We start from the raw sequence: 15870 nt of genomic DNA, 5'->3' as shown, positions 1-15870 counted from the left end.
TGTGCCAACCATCGTCTTCGGCCGTCGGCGAAGTCGGGCCCGGCCGTCACCGTGGGCGCGGTGTCGTGGAGCGCGCCAGCTCGACGACCTCGTCCTCGGTCGGCGGACTCGACGGGTGGTAGGTGAGGCAGAGCGGCGTCTCGGCCTTGGCGAACCGCCCGCCCTCGCTCGCGATGTAGAACGTCCCCGCCGGGAGCTTGCCGATGTCGGGAATCCTGCTGCCCTTGTTGGCGGCGAGTTCCTTGGCGCGTTCGATCTGCGTCGGATGATTGAGCAGGCCGAAGATCTGGGTCGAGGAGTTGGCCGAGATCTTGTTGTCGATGCCGGTGGGCGACTGGGTCGCGAAGATGAGCCCGAGGCCGTACTTGCGAGCCTGCGACGCCAATGCGCTCGTGCTCTTCGACGCCGCGGTCATCCGGACGGACGGGGCGAAGTTCTGCGCCTCGTCCATGACGAGCAGTCCGCCGAGTGGCCGGTCGGCGGCCGGATTCTTCTTGATCCAGGCGAACAGCGCCATCTGCAGCTGATTGACGAAACCGGCCCGCCGGTCGTCGGTGCCGAGGCCGGCGAGGTTGACGACCGACACCCGGGCCCGGAAACCCGGTGAGGGAGTGAGCAGGTACCCGGGGTCGGCCGGGGCGGCGTCACCCCCGAAGACCGGATCGATCGCCATCGAGGCCTTGAGGTTCTCCGCGAGTTCGGCGGCGAGCTTCGGGGCGTCGGCGAGAGTGCTCGCGTCGTCGGGCAGTTCGGTCAGCAATCCGACGTAAGCCTGCAGGGCGCCGCCGCCGCGTCGTCCGAAGGCCTCCATGGACTGTTGCAGGACTGCTTGCTGCCGATAGGCTTTCGCGCTGGTCCCGATGGCCCGGGCATGCGGGATCAGGGCGCCGACGGCGGAGTCGACCGCGGCACGGAACTCGTCGGGGTTGCCGACCACCGTGCTGAAGTCGGGTAGCGGCTGGAAACTCAATGGCCGCCCCGATGCCCGACCCGGGGTGAAGACCGCGACCTCGGTGTCGTGCAGGTAGCGCTTGGCGCGCTCGCGGTCGTCGGACGTCCACGGACGCGGGTCGGCGTCCGGCCACGGTGTCCCCAGGCGTGCGAGGTCGTTGTTCACGTCGAGGATGATCGACGAAACTCCCTGCAAGGCAGCCTCTTCGACGATGCGCCGAATCAACACCGTCTTCCCCGAACCGGATCCGGCGAACAGCGCCACGTGCTTGCGCAGGGCGAGCAGCGAGACGGTCACCGCCTCGCCGGTGGCGACACTTCGCCCGAGGGTGATCGACTGTTCGTCGGCGGGTGTGGTTCGCGACGACGACTCGGCGGTGTCGGACCCCGCCGACCCCGACCGAGGGTCGGTGGACCGGAACTCGTCCGTCGTCGGCTCGCGGGGTGGCGGCGTGGTCGAGCGTTCGTCCGCGGTGCCGGGCTCGTGGCGTCTGACAGGCGTCACCAAGGGTGTTGCGGGTGAGTCCGGTGACTGCGAGCCTGGCGCAGGCGCTTCGAGCGCGGAGCCCAGGATGTCGGTGAGAAAGGCGATCTCGGCAGCCGGGTTGCGGTCGGAGATCCACTCCCGGAGATGCGAGGGCCGTTCGGCCCGCAGTTGTGCCAGCGCGCTCAGCCGTTTGATGTCCTGTTCGGTCCAGGCGACGACCCGCCCGCCCCGATCGTGCAGTTCCTCGACCATCTGCCGGGTCTTGGGCCCCGTGGGCCAGGGATCCCGCCGCAGGATCACCAGGGTGCGTTCGATGTCGCCGAGGGTGAAACCGGAGGTCGTCGTCGCGCTCGACAGGCGCGTCTGGACGGCACGCGCGTTCGATGCCGCGATGGCACGGAAGCTCCAGGACTGCTCGATGTCCCGGTTCGGGTCGACGAGTTGTCGGATCCGCCCGTGCAGCGGACTCTTCGGTCCCGGCCGGGCATCGAGCTGCCAGCGGTCGGCGTCGCGGGACAGTGCCTGGATCCACGTCGCCAATCCGGCATGGAGCAGCGAGGGGACGATCCGGTCCTCGGTGTCGGGCACCAATGCGGGTAGCGGGTCGGCACGCCGGATCAACTCCGCGTACCGCTGGTCGAGCTTCGCGAACGCGGGATTGTGCGAGGTGGTCGTCGACGACGAGTCGGTTGACGACGACCCCGCAGACGACGACCCCGCAGACGACGACCCTGCAGACGACGACCCCGCAGACGACGACCCTGCAGACGACGATCCCGCAGACGACGAGCGCCCTCGAGCGGACGCTCCCGTTTCAGGAACGTCTGTCGTGGTGCGGGAATGGTTGATCAGGGGGAGTGTGCCCTGGCCGGCGGAGGTCTTCGTGGACGTCGCGCCGGAGAGGTCGGTGATCTCGGCGAACGTGTCGCTGCGGAGCATCGCGGCGATCTGGCGGTCCACGGTCACCATCAGCTCGCGCGGGGTGTAATCGGTGGCCGCCGTCAGTGCGGTGTCGGTGACCGGCCAGGTGGGATGGGGCGGCGTGAATCCGACGCCGGCGAAACCCGGCGCGAAACGCCGGGCGAGCAGGAGCCGGCCGAAGTCCGCACTCGCGGGCCGTTGCAGGGTGGGTGGCAACCGGAACCGATCAACCGCTGATCGCATGACGTGTCCGGCGAGGTACTCCCACGCGGCGGTGATCGAGGAGACCACACATGTGGTCCGACTCATGGTGTCGCGCACCGACATCAGGCCGTGCGCCAGTTTCTCCACCTGTGATTCCTCGCCCGGCTCGGCGGTCTTGCCGGCCTCGATCAGGGTGTCGATCTGGTCGATCGCGAGAACCGCCGCATCGTCGAACGCGATGATCCGCGAGATGTTCTCGACGATCTCCTGATAACCGAGGCGGGCATTGCGGATGCCCCAGGCGGCGAGTTCCTCCGCGTCGTCGATGTCCAGGTGCAGAAACGCCTCGCCGAGGTCTTTGGCCGCGAAGTCGTCGGACTCCAGCAGTACGAGCGCACGCAGGATGTGCTGCGACCGGCGTCGGTGCCGCGAATGGCGGGTGTAGACGCCGTGGACGAAGTCATCGAGAGCGGCGGGTGTCAGCGACGCGCCGCCGGTCACGGCGTCACGTGTCCCGTCCGAGACCCCGGCGTCGATCGCGAGGCGGTGGAGGAGCTGATTCAGCTGCGAGCGGTGGCGGGGCGTCGGTCGGCCGAGGTCCTCGATGATCGCCACGAGCACCGAACGCCAGAAGTCGGTGGCGTCGAGCAGCTTGACGAGAAAGAAGTACCCGCCCTCCTCTTGGACACGATGCCGGACCCGGCCCAGGAGATGGGTCTTGCCGGATCCGGCCGGACCGCGCACCGTGACCCCGATCGGACTCCCCGACGGCGAACGACGGGCGTCGTCGAACGAACGGATGATGTCGACGATGGTGTCCTCGTGCAGGCCCCCGACGTGGAAGGGGTCGGCGGTGCCCCACACGTCGTCGGGGGTGTCGGCCCAGTTGAGGCGGATCGATTCCAGTGCGTGACGGGCGTCGGCGTCCATCGGATCAGCTCTCCTCGATCGCGAACAGATGGCACGGTTGCGTGCCCACCGTCACCGCGGCCGCCCGGTCGGCCGGAGTCAGCAACGCCTGGTCTTCCTGCGGGATGAGGCTGACCCCCGGCGCGCGCTGGAACTCCACCATCGTGGCGTCGAAGACCTCGTCGCTCATCCCGGGCAGGTCTGCGCGCAGATCGGTGACGAGGACGAAGTCGCCCGCTGTGGCGGCCCGGGCGCGGTAGGCGGCCGCGATCTGGTCCCGGGGATCGACGGTGGACGACGCCGGGTCGGACGTAGCCGTTGCGATCGGGGTCCCGGGCTCCTCGTGGGTGGGGCGTCGGGGACGGCCGAACACCTCGTGGAGACGGAGGTCCTCGTCGTCGAGGTACCGGGCGAGGCCGGCGAGGACCGCGTACATGGCCTTCGTCGGTGCGGTCGACCTCTTCGGTGGCTCGGATGTCAGTTCGGCCGCGCACCAGGCCCACCCGCGGTCGGTCAGGGTGTGGAAGTACGCGCGGCGCGCGCCGAGTCGAGAGTCGACGAGGCCGAGGGCGTTGAGATGGTTGCGAGCAGGCTTGTCCAGCGCGGCACCGAACTCCTTCAACTCTGGGTTGGAGAGCTCTCGGGACTCGGCCAGCAGGACGAACAGCGCCGCACTCTGGATCGGCGTCAGCTGGGCGTGGTCCACGGATGCTCCTCGCGGGTCGAAGGGGGTCGGGCGGGCGTCGGTCGGGACGGCGCCGGGTGTCGGGAGCGCTCGGCGATCACGGCGGCCAGCTCTGCGACGACAAGGGACGTGTCGTCGAGAACGTGGTCGTTCGTGTAACGCAGAACGAGGTACCCGGCACGCTGAAGCATGTTGTCGCGACGTCGATCTCGCGCGTACTTTACCGGGCCGCGATGATCCGCGCCGTCGACCTCCACGACCACGCGTTCACTCGGCCACAGCAGGTCGACGATCACCGCGGGGTGGAGCGGATCGAGGTCGCGCGGACTCCGGTTCCACTGTCGGTCGCGAGCCCACGGTGCACGCGCGAGGGCGCGTTCGAGGGTTTGCTCGGCATCGCTGTGCGGTGCCGGTCTCCCCGACGGACGGGAGGCGACGAGGACGGGTCTCGCCGAGGCCGATGACGGATCGTGCAGCGCCTCCACCGGACCGGACGGCGGGAATCGCCGCCCCGCGGGTACCCCGATCCGGATGGCCGGCACCCTGGTGACCGCGGGCAGGGCGTCGGCGGTGAGCCACACGGTGAGGGCCGCGCGGTCGGCCAGCCATTCGTACGCGGCGGCCGCCGCGTGCTGGGCCCGCTCGGCCAATGTGGTGTCCGCGCGCACGGCCAGGACCACGGAACCCCGTCCGTATCCCCGTCGCAGGAGGAATGTCAGCGCGGCCGCCCGGGCGTCGTCGGCGGGGCCGGGGCCGGGACGTCGCGCGCCGGCGGCCGCACGGGCCAGATGGATGACGGCGGGCGAGGGGAAGCCGGCGTCCCGGCACAGCAGGCGCGCCGTGGCCTCGGCGTCGTCGGCGTCGACCGGCAGGCCCGGCTCATGGCCCGGGAGCCAGACCGGGAAGAGGGCGACGACGATGTCCTCGAGCGCGTCGAGGACCTCCCGGACGACCTCCCGGGCGGTGCGATCGCCGGGCCCGCGATGGTCCAGGAACACCGGTAGGTCAGCCGAGACCGAGTCGACGAGGTCGGCCAGGGCGAGGCCGTCGACGTCATCGACACGTAGCACGTGCCCGGGACGCACGGCCGCGTCGAGAGCTGACGGGCGGATGTTCATCGACGCCGACGATATCGCCCGAACCCGACAGCCGCCCGGTGGTCACGGGTGATCTGTGGACCGCCACCACCGCTCGACGGCAGTCCACCGACCGCGGATTGGACCTTGTGGTGCCCGCGGGCACTGCGTTTGACTGGACGTCGACGGCCGCAGGGCGTCGTTGGACCCTGGCGACCGGTGAGGAGGATTCTGTGGGTGCACCGCGAGCCATCGGCCGGCCGGTGGCTCGCTCGAACCTCGGGGTGAAGCAACTTGTCACGCTGCTCGGTGAGTGGGAGAGCGGCGACGCGGCCTACGCGGCCCTCGCCGCCCGCATCCGACTCCTCATCGACGACGGCCGGATCGCGACATACACGCGGTTGCCCGCCGAGCGAATCCTCGCCGATGCGCTCGGGCGGAGTCGGACCACGGTGGTGTCGGCGTACGGAGCGCTGCGCGAGGCCGGCTATCTGGTCAGCGTCCGGGGATCCGGCTCCGTCGCGATGCTCCCGCGGAGGGGTCCGGGCGCGGTTGCCGAGATCGACTTCGCGCACGCCGTTCCCGAACCGGTGCCCGGTCTCGAGGCGATCATCGAGCGGGTCACGGGCAATGTGCCCGACCTGCTGCGCCGGCCCGGACTCGACCTGGTGGGCGATCCGCTGCTACGCCGACGAATCGCCGATCGATACACCGACCGCGGACTGCCCACGACCCCGGCGCAGATCGTGGTGACCCTCGGTGGGCAACACGCCATCGCACTCGTCGCGCGGACCCTGCTCCGGCGAGCCGACCGGGTGGTCGTCGAGACCCCGACCTATCCGCACGCCTACGAGGCGATCGCCGAGGCCGGTGGACGGCTCGTGTCGACGCCGGTCACCGCGGCCGGTTGGGACATGGACCACTTCCTCGAGATCCTCAACCGGATGCGACCCGAGATGGCTTATTGCATACCGGATTTCCAGAACCCGACGGGCGCCTCGATGCCGTCCGCCCATCGAGAGCGACTCGCCGACGCGGCGCGCCGGGCCGGGACCGCGCTGCTCGTCGACGAGACGACTGCCGAGCTCGACATCGATCGTCGGACGGACCATTTCCCGTTCGCCGCGCATGCGCCGGTGAGGTCCTCGGTGCCGGTGGTGACGATCGGATCGCTGGGCAAGACGGTGTGGAGTGGATTGCGGGTGGGATGGATTCGTGCCGACGAGGACATCGTCGACCGGATCGTCCGACGGAGACCCGCCGGTGACCTCGGTTCGCCGATCATCGACCAGCAGATCGCCGCCGAGGTCTTGGCCGGTTACGACGACCTGCTCGCCGTTCGTTCCGCGCAGCTTCGTATCGGCCGGGACACGCTCACCGGACTTCTGCGAAAACACCTGCCGGAGTGGGAGAGTCCCGACGTCAACGGTGGGTTGGCGATGTGGGTCGGGCTCGGGGCGCCGCTGAGTTCCGCGCTCGCGGCCGCCGCCCTGAACCGAGGTGTGCGGATCAGCGCCGGACCGAAGTTCGGCGTCGACGGGGCGCACGAACGCTACATTCGCGTTCCGTTCACCGAGGATGCCGACGACCTCGCCGCCGGCGTCGACGTGTTGCGGGACGTATGGGCATCACTTGATCGCCCGGGGGCGCCGGACGCGTTGACGCGCCCGGCGTGAGAGATATAGACCGTCGCGGACTGCGTGTCGTTGCCGCACCGCACTTCTCGGCGGTGTGCCGGATGATGCTGTCCGTCGGCGATGCCGTCGCCAGACCCCCGCACCGGCCCGCCGGAGAAAATCAGTGGCGCCGCCCGGCGGAGTCGCGTCACCATGGGCGGGCAGTTGAGTCCAACGATGCGCGGTTGGCATCTACCACCAGGTCGTGATCGGCGATTGAATGCCGGCACACCATGTTCCGGCGTCAGGAGGTAGTCATGACCGCACTGCTCCTCGCGATCGTCAGCGGCATCATCCTGCTCGTCGTCATCGCCCGCACGTTGATCGTCACCATCCGCGACGAGCGGGGACGGGTGCCGTATCGCCCCGCGTACGACACCCGACGTCCGACGATGTGACGAGGCGGGTGGGTGGCCGCGGCTACTCCGCCCGTTTGAGCACCGCGAGCACGGTCAGGAGCAGGATCTTGACGTCGAGCCAGAGTGACCAGTTCTCGATGTAGTAGTTGTCCCACTCGGCGCGGTCGGCGATGGAGGTCTGACCGCGCAGGCCGTGCACCTGCGCCCAGCCGGTGACCCCGGCCTTCACCCGGTGGCGTTCGCCGTATCGCCGGATCTGCACCTCGAACAGCGAGACGTACTCGGGACGCTCCGGGCGTGGACCCACGAGACTCATGTCCCCGCGGATCACGTTGAGTAACTGGGGTAGTTCGTCCATCGACGTCGAGCGCATGATCTTGCCGATCCTGGTGCGGCGGTCGACGCCCTCGACGCCGCCGGGTGCGCTGCCCGCGGTCGGCCGGAATTTCTCCGCGGCGGGGTCCTCGGGCCGCATCGAGCGGAACTTCAGGCAGTTGAACACCCGCGCGTCGCGACCCACCCGCGGTTGGGCGAAGAAGATCGGGCCCGGCGAGCTCAGCCGGACCAGCAGCATGAGCGTGAGGAACAGCGGTGAGATCGCGGCGAGGATCAGGGCTCCGACCACCCGGTCCCCGATGTGCTTGGTACGGAACTGCCAACCGCGCGGGTTGGTGTGCGGGACCGACATCAGGGGCAGCCCGCCGATGTGGTCGACCCGGCTGCGGCGTCCGACGACGTCGAACATGCGCGGCACGATCCACACCTTGACCCCGTGCCGGTGGGCGATACGGACGGCGGCGGTGAGCCTTTCGACATTGGTGACCGCGAAGGCCACGACCAGGACCTCGGCCTTCGTCGCCCGGATCGCGTCGTCGAGTTCGTCCACCCCGCCGAGCTGCGCGATCTCGTTGGTGGGTCCCTCGTCCCGATCGGCGCGGGGTGGCGCGCCGGCGGCCAGGATGCCGACCGGCCGGAGACCGTGCTCCGGCGCGGCCACCATGCGGCCGACCACCTGTGCGGTGATCGGCCCGTCGCCGATGATCAGCGTGGGGGACAGCAGATGACCGTTCTTGCGCAGACTCCGCTGGATGATGTCGCGGATGAGACGACCGAACGGAACCCAGAACAGCGCCGACACCCACACCTTGGTGACCGCGGCGCCGGGTCTGTCGTCGGAGTAGGAGAGGAGCAGAGAACACAGCAGGATCATCGCGGTGATCGTGCATCCGGTCATGACCCGGCCGACCTCGTCGAGGAACCGGCGATTGAGCCCCCGACGGTAGACCCCGCGCAAGGAGAAGACGATCACGAGGGTCGGCACGAAGGTGGCGAGTGTCCACAACGGCGGGTTCGCGCCGCTGCCACTCCTCACCCACCAGATCCCGGCGGCCACCGCGATCGTCGCGGACAACACGTCGATCGACACGGTCACGATCGTGCTCAGGGGATCGTCGCGGATCAGCTCGTGAAAGGTGCGCCGACCGTTGGGCGACGAGTACACCGGGGTGCGCCTCGTGGTCTGCGGGAACTCGGCCTGCGATACACGGGTCGACAAGTCCACTCCATCCGAAAGAACAGCCCCCCGTCCCGACGATTGTAGGTGTACACGACGGTCCCGCGTGCGCCTACCGGCCACGTGTTGGGTACCGAATGCTCACCGCCAGGTCACGAGGGCACGCGACCGTGTCAACGCCCGAAGATGAGCTCCTGGACCAGGATCGAGAGATCGGACATGAGCTGGACCTCCGCGGTGGACCAGTGATGCGCCTCCGAGTCCCAGGCGCAGAACGTGCCGATGACATGTCCGTCGTCGTCGGCGAGCGGGATGCCGAGGTAGGCGGTCACCTCCCCGCTGACGGCGGTCGGGTGGTCGGCGAGGAGCGCGTGGTCGGCGATGTCGTCGATGATGAGGGGTGAACCGCTGACCACCGGGAGGACGCAGAGGGAGTTGACCAGCGACCGGGTGCTGGGACCGTCGGGACTCCCGGACCGGAAGGCGATCGCGGCGGTCGCCTGCTCGTCCGGTGTGATGAGGTTGACGGCGACGTGCGGGACGCCCACGGCATCGATCGTGAGCCGGATCGTCTCGTCGAGGCTGTGGGTCGGCGGGTCGTCGAGCAGGCCGCTGTCCTTCAGCGCACGCATCCGCTCCGGATCGGACAGGATCGCGCTGAGCGACCGGGCCATGTCGGGGTTGCGCCCGCGCACCGCTTCGAGGACGGCGTGCACGCCGGCCTCGGGTGACGTGTCGAAGAGTGCGGCGAGCTGGGCTGGGTCCGTGGTCGGCTCGCCATCCGGAGTGGGGTCGTCGACGGGGTTCACGGTGTTCGCACCGTCCTCGGTGTTCGAACTCATCGTCACTCCTCTCGCTGCCCGGGTCGACCCGGTCGGCACACAGCTCACGCGCAGGTGTTCGGCGGACGCTGTCCTGACCGCACGGCCCGGACCCAGTCGGTCGCCGCGGAGCCGATGTCGAGTATGCCGTGCGGCTGACCGCGGACCTCGATCGCGGTGATCGCATCGCCCAGCCGGCATCCCCGATCGATGGCTCCCGCCGTCCACGGGGCCGGGATGACGTCGTCGGCGTCGCTGTAGGCGACGAGCATCGGGGCCGAAGCCCGACCCTGGGGCAGACTCACCTCGCGCAGCCACGTCCGGAGTCGGTCGGTGGCCACGTCGTCGACCGGGCGATAGTCCTCCGGTCGCACCTCCTCGACGATGGCCTGCTTCTGCACCATCGCGGCGTCGTTGCACTCCAGGAACACGCCGAACGCCTCACGCAGCGGTCCGTGCACGTAGTCGTCGATGACGAGTTCGGGATGGATCGCCTTCAATCCCGTCAGGACCAGCGGGAGAAACGCGATCTGCTCCGGGGTGAGGGTGCCGGCATCCATCGCGTCGGCCAACGGCGCGACGTCGAGCGCGGGACTCATGCTCACCGTCCCGCGCAGTCGCAGACCGCGACCGTAGGTCGGCGCGATCTCGTTGGCGTGGAACACCGCGTGCCCGCCCTGTGACACCCCGAAGCCCCACCACTGATCGCTGGTGCCGTCGACGATCATCCGCGTCGCACGCACCGAGTCGATGATGTCGTTCGCGGCGGGCGCCGGGTCGAGATAACGGTGGGGTCCTGGTGTGCCGAGTCCTCGATAGTCCGTCTGTACGACGACGAATCCCTGCTCGAGCAGCGACGCGATGAGCCCGACGGTGCCCAGCAGGTTGCCGTGCAGCGACGGGGCGCAGTTGCCCGCGATGCCGGTCGTCGGGTGTCCGACCGCCAGGATCTGCCATCCGCCCGCCGGTGTCCGGCCGCGCGGCACGAACACCGCGGCCGAGACGGGAACCAGCGCACCGCTGACCGGGTCGGTGGACAGGTAGCGGAACCGCACGGTGCGGTCGACGATGCGCCGCAGGGAGATGTAGGCGTCGGTCGGTATGGGTGATCCCACCAGATCGCCGGCCGACGCCCCCGGCGGTGCCGAAAAGCTCTGCGATGCATCGTCAGACGCCGGGCCGGCGGAGGCCGAACATGCGGCGGTCAGCAGTGCTGTGACGAGCAGGACGGCCACGAGCACGGTCGCAGGCGGGCGCCTGACGCGCCGCGACACCGTCCTCATGAGCGCGTGAGCAGCCGATCCAGCAGGGACACCGGATCTTCGCAGAGGTGGTCGAGGGCCGCCTCGATGACCGGGCGACCGACGAAATCGCTGCAGAACGTCGCGGTGAAACTGCGCGAACCGTCGATCTCGCTGACGAGCATGCTCGCCGCATCCGGGCCATCGGGCTCGACATAGGCGAACAGGTGATGCGAGGCCGCCGCCAGATCCCACGGCAGATCACCGAAGATCCCGATCCGCCCGAGGTCGCTGACCGACAGTCGTAACCGGTCGGGCACCTCGACCCGGCGCGGGACGGGCGGCTCCTCGGGTGACGATCGACGCAGGCGCGCCCGGAGTTCTCCCGCGGCCAGAACGGCCGCGGGCCAGCCGGATTCGGCGACCGCACGGATGCGGTCCCCGATCTCCATCGGCGTCGCGTCGCGTGGGAAGCGCAGTGGTATGCCCACGGCGAAGTTGCCATGGTCCTCGGCGTGCCCGGCGTCGAGATAGCGGCGGCAGTCGAAGAGGATCTGCGTGCGCTCGTCGAGGGGAACGCCCTGCGCGGACAGGGCGGCGCGCCACAGCGCGACGGTCACCGCCGCCGAGGACATCCGGACACCGGTGTCGGCGATCGCACGCTTGAGTTCGTCGGTCTGTCCCGGGCGCATCGCGGCGGTGACGGCGCAGCGGGTGGCATGCCAGTCCTCGATGACGCGCGTGGGTCCGTGGGTCGGCGGCGAGACGTTCGCGGCGCGCAGGCGCATGATGTCGCGCAGACGTCTGGGGTGTCGCAGGACGTGACGACGCAACGCCTGCCAGGCGGCGTCCGGCGGCAGCGAGCGTTCGAACCGCTCGGTCATCGGGAACTCGTGGTGGCTGGCCAGACCGGCGATCTGCTCGATGCCGAGGCGGCCGTCGCCCATGCCGTGGGTGTGGTCGATGACCAGCCACTGACCACACACGAGCACCTCGAGTCGGGGCAGCGGCTCGGGACGGTTCCGCAGGCGCGTCATGATGTCGCCGATCGGCAGGTCGGCGAGGTCGGGCCGCTCGACGACCCGCGGCAGGGTCGCCACGTCGTGGGCCCAGCTCGCCGACGCCGGATCGGGGACGAGACTCAGTCTCGACGTCGGTGTCCATGCCCGGGTCAGCCGGGTCCGGATGACCTCGAGATCCAGCGGCGCCATCGGGCCGGTCACCGAGATCGTGCGGGACGTGGCCAGTGCGCGGTCGAGGACGGAGGCACGCTGCGCCCCGGCTGTCGCGGCGTTCTCAGAGCGCGGCATCGACGACCTCGCGCATCTCGTCGCGGAACCGTTCGCGCCGGAAGCGCTCGGCCCAGGCGCGGATCTCGGATCGGTCGTAGTCGTCGACGGCGAAGTCGCGCAACGACGCGGCCAGCCGCTCGACGATCTCGTCGTCGGTCCCCGGTTCGATCAGCAGACCGGTCGATCCGGGTACGACGGTGTCGAGGGCGCCGCCTTCACCGAGCGCGATGACGGGCGTGCCGGTGGCCATCGCCTCGACGGGCACGATGCCGAAGTCCTCGATCCCGGGCATCAGGACCGCGCGGGCGCTGCGATGCAGGTTCAGCAGGGTGTCGTGGGGGACGCGGCCGAGGAACGTCGTCTTCGGCCCGGCGAGCTCGCGACACTGCGGCATGGCCCGTCCGTCTCCCGCGACCACGAGCCGGACGTCGGCGCGGGCGGCCGCCGCGATCGCGAGGTCGGGTCGCTTGTAGGGGACGAGTCGTCCGGCGAGGAGGTAGAAGTCCTCACGGGGCACCGCGGGATCCGGTGTGAAGCCGTCGAGGTCCACCGGCGGGTGCACGACGACCGACTCACGTCCCCAGTGCTCGCGGATGCGCTCGGCGACGGCCGAGGAGTTCGCGACGACGGTGTGCAGACGGGGCGCGGCGCCGACTTCGCAGCGCCGGGCGACCACCGACAGCGCCGACAGGATCGCGGCGCCGGCTGCCCCGCCGCCCTCGCCCGCGCGCAGCGACGGATCCCATGCCCAGCGGGCCGGACTGTGTACGTAGGCGATGACCGGGGCGTCGGTCGCGTGCACCGCCTGGGTGGCGAAGGCGTGATGGCTGGTGACGACCGCGTCGGCATCCCGCAGCGGCATCCGCCGGAACGCCAGTGGCATCAGCGGGAGCAACGGGGCGTAGCTGCGTTCGCCGAGCAGGCGGTAGGCGCGATTGAGCGACGAGGTGATCGGCGGCTCGGCCAATCCGGCCGGTACCCCCTCGGTCCGTGAGATCGGCGCGTGTACCTCGACCGTCGGCCACGTCGCGGCGAGTTGTTCGACGACGTGCTCGGACCCGGCGATCTCCGTGAGTCGTTCGTGGACGACGGCGACGCGGTCACCGGGCATTGCTGCCCACATCTCCCGGCGCGGTGCGGAACCGGTCGGAATCGAGTGTCGCGCCTCGTCGATCGTCAGACGGCGGCTGGGGTGTCATGGGTGTGGCAACCTCGGCTCTCGATGCGGCTGTGGCCCCGGCACTTTCGCCCCCGGCACGATTGTCGGGGACCGGGTCCGCGGCGGTGGACAGGGCAGGCGCGGAAGGCTGCTTCCCCGTGCGCTGCACGATCAGATGACGGGTCGACCCGATGGTCGCGAGCTGGGACAGCGCCCGGTCGGCCGCCTTGCGATCACGTCCAGAAGACGAGACGACCACAGCCGCGAGCGCGACGTCCCCGGGATCGACGCTCTGCCACCAGGGCTCGGTGAGAGGGAACCGGACGATGCGCAGACGGTGCCCGGTGGTCGCGTCGTCCTCCGGGTGACGGATGTCGTCGATCGCGCGAGCGGCGTCGATGTGGTCGCCGGTGAGGATCAGCGCGACCTGGGCGCGGCGATGGCGTTGCGCGAACGCGGGCAGCAGATTCGCCGGCAGCGCCGGCTCGCCCCGCTGTCCGTAGGTGAGCTCCGCGCCGTACCGGTGCGCCGCGCGGCGGGCCCAGATCGGGTTCGGTTTCCGGCCGACCCGCCCACGGAGCAGTGCGAGCAGCTCCGCCGCGATGATCGTCGCGGCGATGCCGGCGACCGCACCCTCCTGGGCCGGTTTGGGGCTGACAGGCACCTCGCTCGCCGACGGTGCCGCGAGGATGGTGAGCGTGTCCGACGACGAGTTCTGCAACCGGGTGAGCTGGGAGTCGAGATCGGCGAGGGTCGCATCGGATTCGACCTTCGCCTCGCTGCGGTCGGGCAGTGCGCGGTTGCGGACGCGCTCGGCGGTCACCTGCGCACGCAGTTGATCGATCTGCCGGGTGATGTCGCGGGCATGGGTGGACAGCGACGCGGCGGAGATGGCGGTGACCATCGCGCGGGCGACGTCTTCGGCCTGGGTACTCGTCGGCGCCGTGGCGGTGAAGTCCATCAGTGTGGGAGCCGTTCCCGGAGTCGTGGTGACGTGCGAGCTCAACTCGCTTGTCGTCCATCCGGTGTCGACCTGGGTGAGCACCTGTTGCAGGACGTTCTCGTCGGTGGACAGCGCCACGAACGGGGCACGCAACTGTTCGACGAAGGCGTCGCCCGGAATGATCGTGCCGGCCGGCGTGATCTCGGTGATGACCGTGGCCGAGTACTCCTTCGGGACCAATGCGGTCCGCAGCGCGAACACCGAGGCGCCGACGAGGATGCCGATCAGGATCGCGGGGACGGCGACACGGACGAGATCACCGAAGTGCCCGAACAGGTCGACCGAGGGCGGCGCATCACGTCGCCCGGCGGCATCGAAGCTGGAGGTCACGCCTAACTCCTGTGGTGTCGGATGCCCCCCGACCATCCCCGGACATTGCAGTGTCGATCAGCTGTCAGTTCACCATAACGAAGGAAGCGGGCAATCGTGGTCGGCACCGGCGGGCGTGGCGTGTGCGAGAAACGATTTCGGAGGTCACCGCGAGGCGAGCATCGAGTACGCCTGCTTCGGTGACCAGTCGCGGCGCACCAGGCCGAAGTTGTGCTCGAGATTGTTCGGGTCGGTGCCGGCGTCTCGCAGCGAGTACACGAACAGCGGTCCGAGCCAGGGCGCGTCGCTCTGGGCGCCGATGGCTATCGCGATGCTCTGTGCCTGGACCTCCTCGGTGACGGCGTTCGTGCCGGTTCCGGTCGGTGCGCCGAACTCGGTCATCCAGATCTTCTTGTCGCCGTCGCCCGCGGCGACCATCACGTCGCGCATGTCCCACATCCGTGCCGCGGTGCTCCACGATGCCGCGGCGGGGTCGTTGGGCAGAGCCGGATAGGTGTAGGGATGCACGCCGAGTGCGTCCAGCGAGCGGTTGAATCCGCCCTGATACAGATTGCGCACGAAGGTCAGCGGTGCGATGTCGCGGCCGTTGTCGGTGCCGGGTGCGAGCCCTCCGGAGATCACCGCGACGCCGGGGACCGCGCGTTTGACGGCCGCGTAGGACGCAGCGAGCAGGCGGCCGTACTCGGCCGAGTTCGCCCTCGGCAGCCAGTAGTTCGCCAGGTTGGGCTCGTTCCAGATCTCCCAGACCGCGATCGATTCGGCGTACCGTTGCGCCGCGGCCGCGGCAAAGGATGCGAAGACGTTGGGGTCGGCGGGCCGGTAGTGGCTGTTGCGCGGGAAGTCGGACGCGCGTGCCGCCCACAGCGGTGTGTAGGTCACCAGCCCCAGCGGACACATCCCGTGGGCGACCACGGCGTTGACCACCCGGTCGATGGGCGCCCAGTTCCGTTGTCCGCGCCGGGGTTCGACGACCGACCAGTCCACGTCGAGTCGCACCGCCCACATACCGAGGTCCTGGGCGACCGACAGCTCCCGATTGAGGTCCTCATCGGACGCACCGAGCAACGAGGCACCCGGCGACGCCGCGACCTTGTTCTCGCCGTTGGCGAGTGAGCACGCAGCCGGCGCCGAATGCGCGTCGCTGCGGACCCATACGATCGCGGCGAGGGTTGCGACGAGGATGCACACGTATGCGAGGGCCGACCGGGTGGCCCGACCGTGCAGGGACCGTGTCATGGATGGT

12 protein-coding genes are annotated in these 15870 nt (G+C 69.8%); 2 read left to right on the top strand and 10 right to left on the bottom strand.

The annotated features are described in order from the left end of the window. Positions 1-46 precede the first annotated feature (46 nt). Genes B1818_RS14185 through B1818_RS14175 form a run of 3 tightly spaced genes read right to left on the bottom strand, consistent with a single transcriptional unit; the run spans position 47 to position 5275 of the window. Entirely contained in the window at positions 47-3493 is a 3447-nt protein-coding gene (locus B1818_RS14185; RefSeq protein ID WP_078113091.1) for a DUF87 domain-containing protein, read from the bottom strand. Between the two features lie 4 nt (positions 3494-3497). Beyond that, complete coding sequence (locus tag B1818_RS14180) at positions 3498-4178, bottom strand: MarR family transcriptional regulator (protein WP_078113090.1); 681 nt, start codon at positions 4176-4178, stop codon at positions 3498-3500. Next, on the bottom strand, positions 4160-5275 hold the full coding sequence (locus B1818_RS14175; protein WP_078113089.1) for a DUF559 domain-containing protein: 1116 nt from the start codon (positions 5273-5275) through the stop codon (positions 4160-4162). Before B1818_RS14175 ends, B1818_RS14180 begins: the two co-directional genes overlap by 19 nt. 191 nt (positions 5276-5466) lie before the next feature. Here B1818_RS14175 and B1818_RS14170 point away from each other — a divergent pair, with 191 nt between their 5' ends. Both B1818_RS14170 and B1818_RS24190 read left to right on the top strand, forming a co-directional pair. Next, positions 5467-6909, top strand: coding sequence for a PLP-dependent aminotransferase family protein (locus tag B1818_RS14170; protein ID WP_254859682.1), 1443 nt, complete (start codon positions 5467-5469; stop codon positions 6907-6909). Between the two features lie 257 nt (positions 6910-7166). Further along, the gene (locus B1818_RS24190) at positions 7167-7307 is read left to right on the top strand and encodes a hypothetical protein (RefSeq protein ID WP_175404324.1); all 141 of its coding nucleotides are present in this window, start codon (positions 7167-7169) and stop codon (positions 7305-7307) included. A gap of 22 nt (positions 7308-7329) precedes the next feature. On the opposite strand, the gene B1818_RS14165 is transcribed toward B1818_RS24190, so the two are convergent. From B1818_RS14165 to B1818_RS14135, 7 genes are all read right to left on the bottom strand, one after another. Further along, positions 7330-8823, bottom strand: coding sequence for a sugar transferase (locus B1818_RS14165; protein ID WP_058252031.1), 1494 nt, complete (start codon positions 8821-8823; stop codon positions 7330-7332). A gap of 131 nt (positions 8824-8954) precedes the next feature. Next, on the bottom strand, positions 8955-9623 hold the full coding sequence (locus B1818_RS14160; RefSeq protein WP_078113141.1) for a GAF domain-containing protein: 669 nt from the start codon (positions 9621-9623) through the stop codon (positions 8955-8957). A gap of 44 nt (positions 9624-9667) precedes the next feature. Beyond that, complete coding sequence (locus tag B1818_RS14155) at positions 9668-10843, bottom strand: lipase family protein (RefSeq protein ID WP_231742422.1); 1176 nt, start codon at positions 10841-10843, stop codon at positions 9668-9670. Between the two features lie 38 nt (positions 10844-10881). Then, complete coding sequence (locus B1818_RS14150) at positions 10882-12153, bottom strand: hypothetical protein (RefSeq protein WP_058251992.1); 1272 nt, start codon at positions 12151-12153, stop codon at positions 10882-10884. Next, a complete protein-coding gene (locus tag B1818_RS14145; protein ID WP_068972023.1) occupies positions 12140-13246 on the bottom strand; it encodes a glycosyltransferase in 1107 nt (368 codons plus the stop codon). Before B1818_RS14145 ends, B1818_RS14150 begins: the two co-directional genes overlap by 14 nt. Next, positions 13236-14627 carry a hypothetical protein gene (locus tag B1818_RS14140; RefSeq protein WP_078113088.1) on the bottom strand — a complete coding sequence of 464 codons (1392 nt, stop codon included), beginning with the start codon at positions 14625-14627 and terminating at the stop codon, positions 13236-13238. The genes B1818_RS14145 and B1818_RS14140 overlap by 11 nt, the downstream gene beginning before the upstream one ends. Positions 14628-14771: 144 nt before the next feature. After that, positions 14772-15863, bottom strand: a complete 1092-nt coding sequence (locus B1818_RS14135) for a cellulase family glycosylhydrolase (RefSeq protein WP_058251989.1) — start codon at positions 15861-15863, stop codon at positions 14772-14774. Positions 15864-15870 lie beyond the last annotated feature (7 nt).

The organism is Gordonia sp. IITR100, assembly GCF_002009645.1.
Classification (GTDB): Bacteria; Actinomycetota; Actinomycetes; order Mycobacteriales; family Mycobacteriaceae; genus Gordonia; species Gordonia hongkongensis.
This window is presented reverse-complemented; position numbering and strand designations above follow the sequence as displayed.

Bases quoted from the DNA above. Each gene is read 5' to 3' on its own strand.
- B1818_RS14185 (WP_078113091.1), bottom strand. From the start codon at position 3,493: ATGGACGCCGACGCCCGTCACGCACTGGAATCGATCCGCCTCAACTGG.
- B1818_RS14175 (WP_078113089.1), bottom strand. From the start codon at position 5,275: ATGAACATCCGCCCGTCAGCTCTCGACGCGGCCGTGCGTCCCGGGCAC.
- B1818_RS24190 (WP_175404324.1), top strand. From the start codon at position 7,167: ATGACCGCACTGCTCCTCGCGATCGTCAGCGGCATCATCCTGCTCGTC.
- B1818_RS14160 (WP_078113141.1), bottom strand. From the start codon at position 9,623: ATGAGTTCGAACACCGAGGACGGTGCGAACACCGTGAACCCCGTCGAC.
- B1818_RS14150 (WP_058251992.1), bottom strand. From the start codon at position 12,153: ATGCCGCGCTCTGAGAACGCCGCGACAGCCGGGGCGCAGCGTGCCTCC.
- B1818_RS14145 (WP_068972023.1), bottom strand. From the start codon at position 13,246: ATGCCCGGTGACCGCGTCGCCGTCGTCCACGAACGACTCACGGAGATC.
- B1818_RS14135 (WP_058251989.1), bottom strand. From the start codon at position 15,863: ATGACACGGTCCCTGCACGGTCGGGCCACCCGGTCGGCCCTCGCATAC.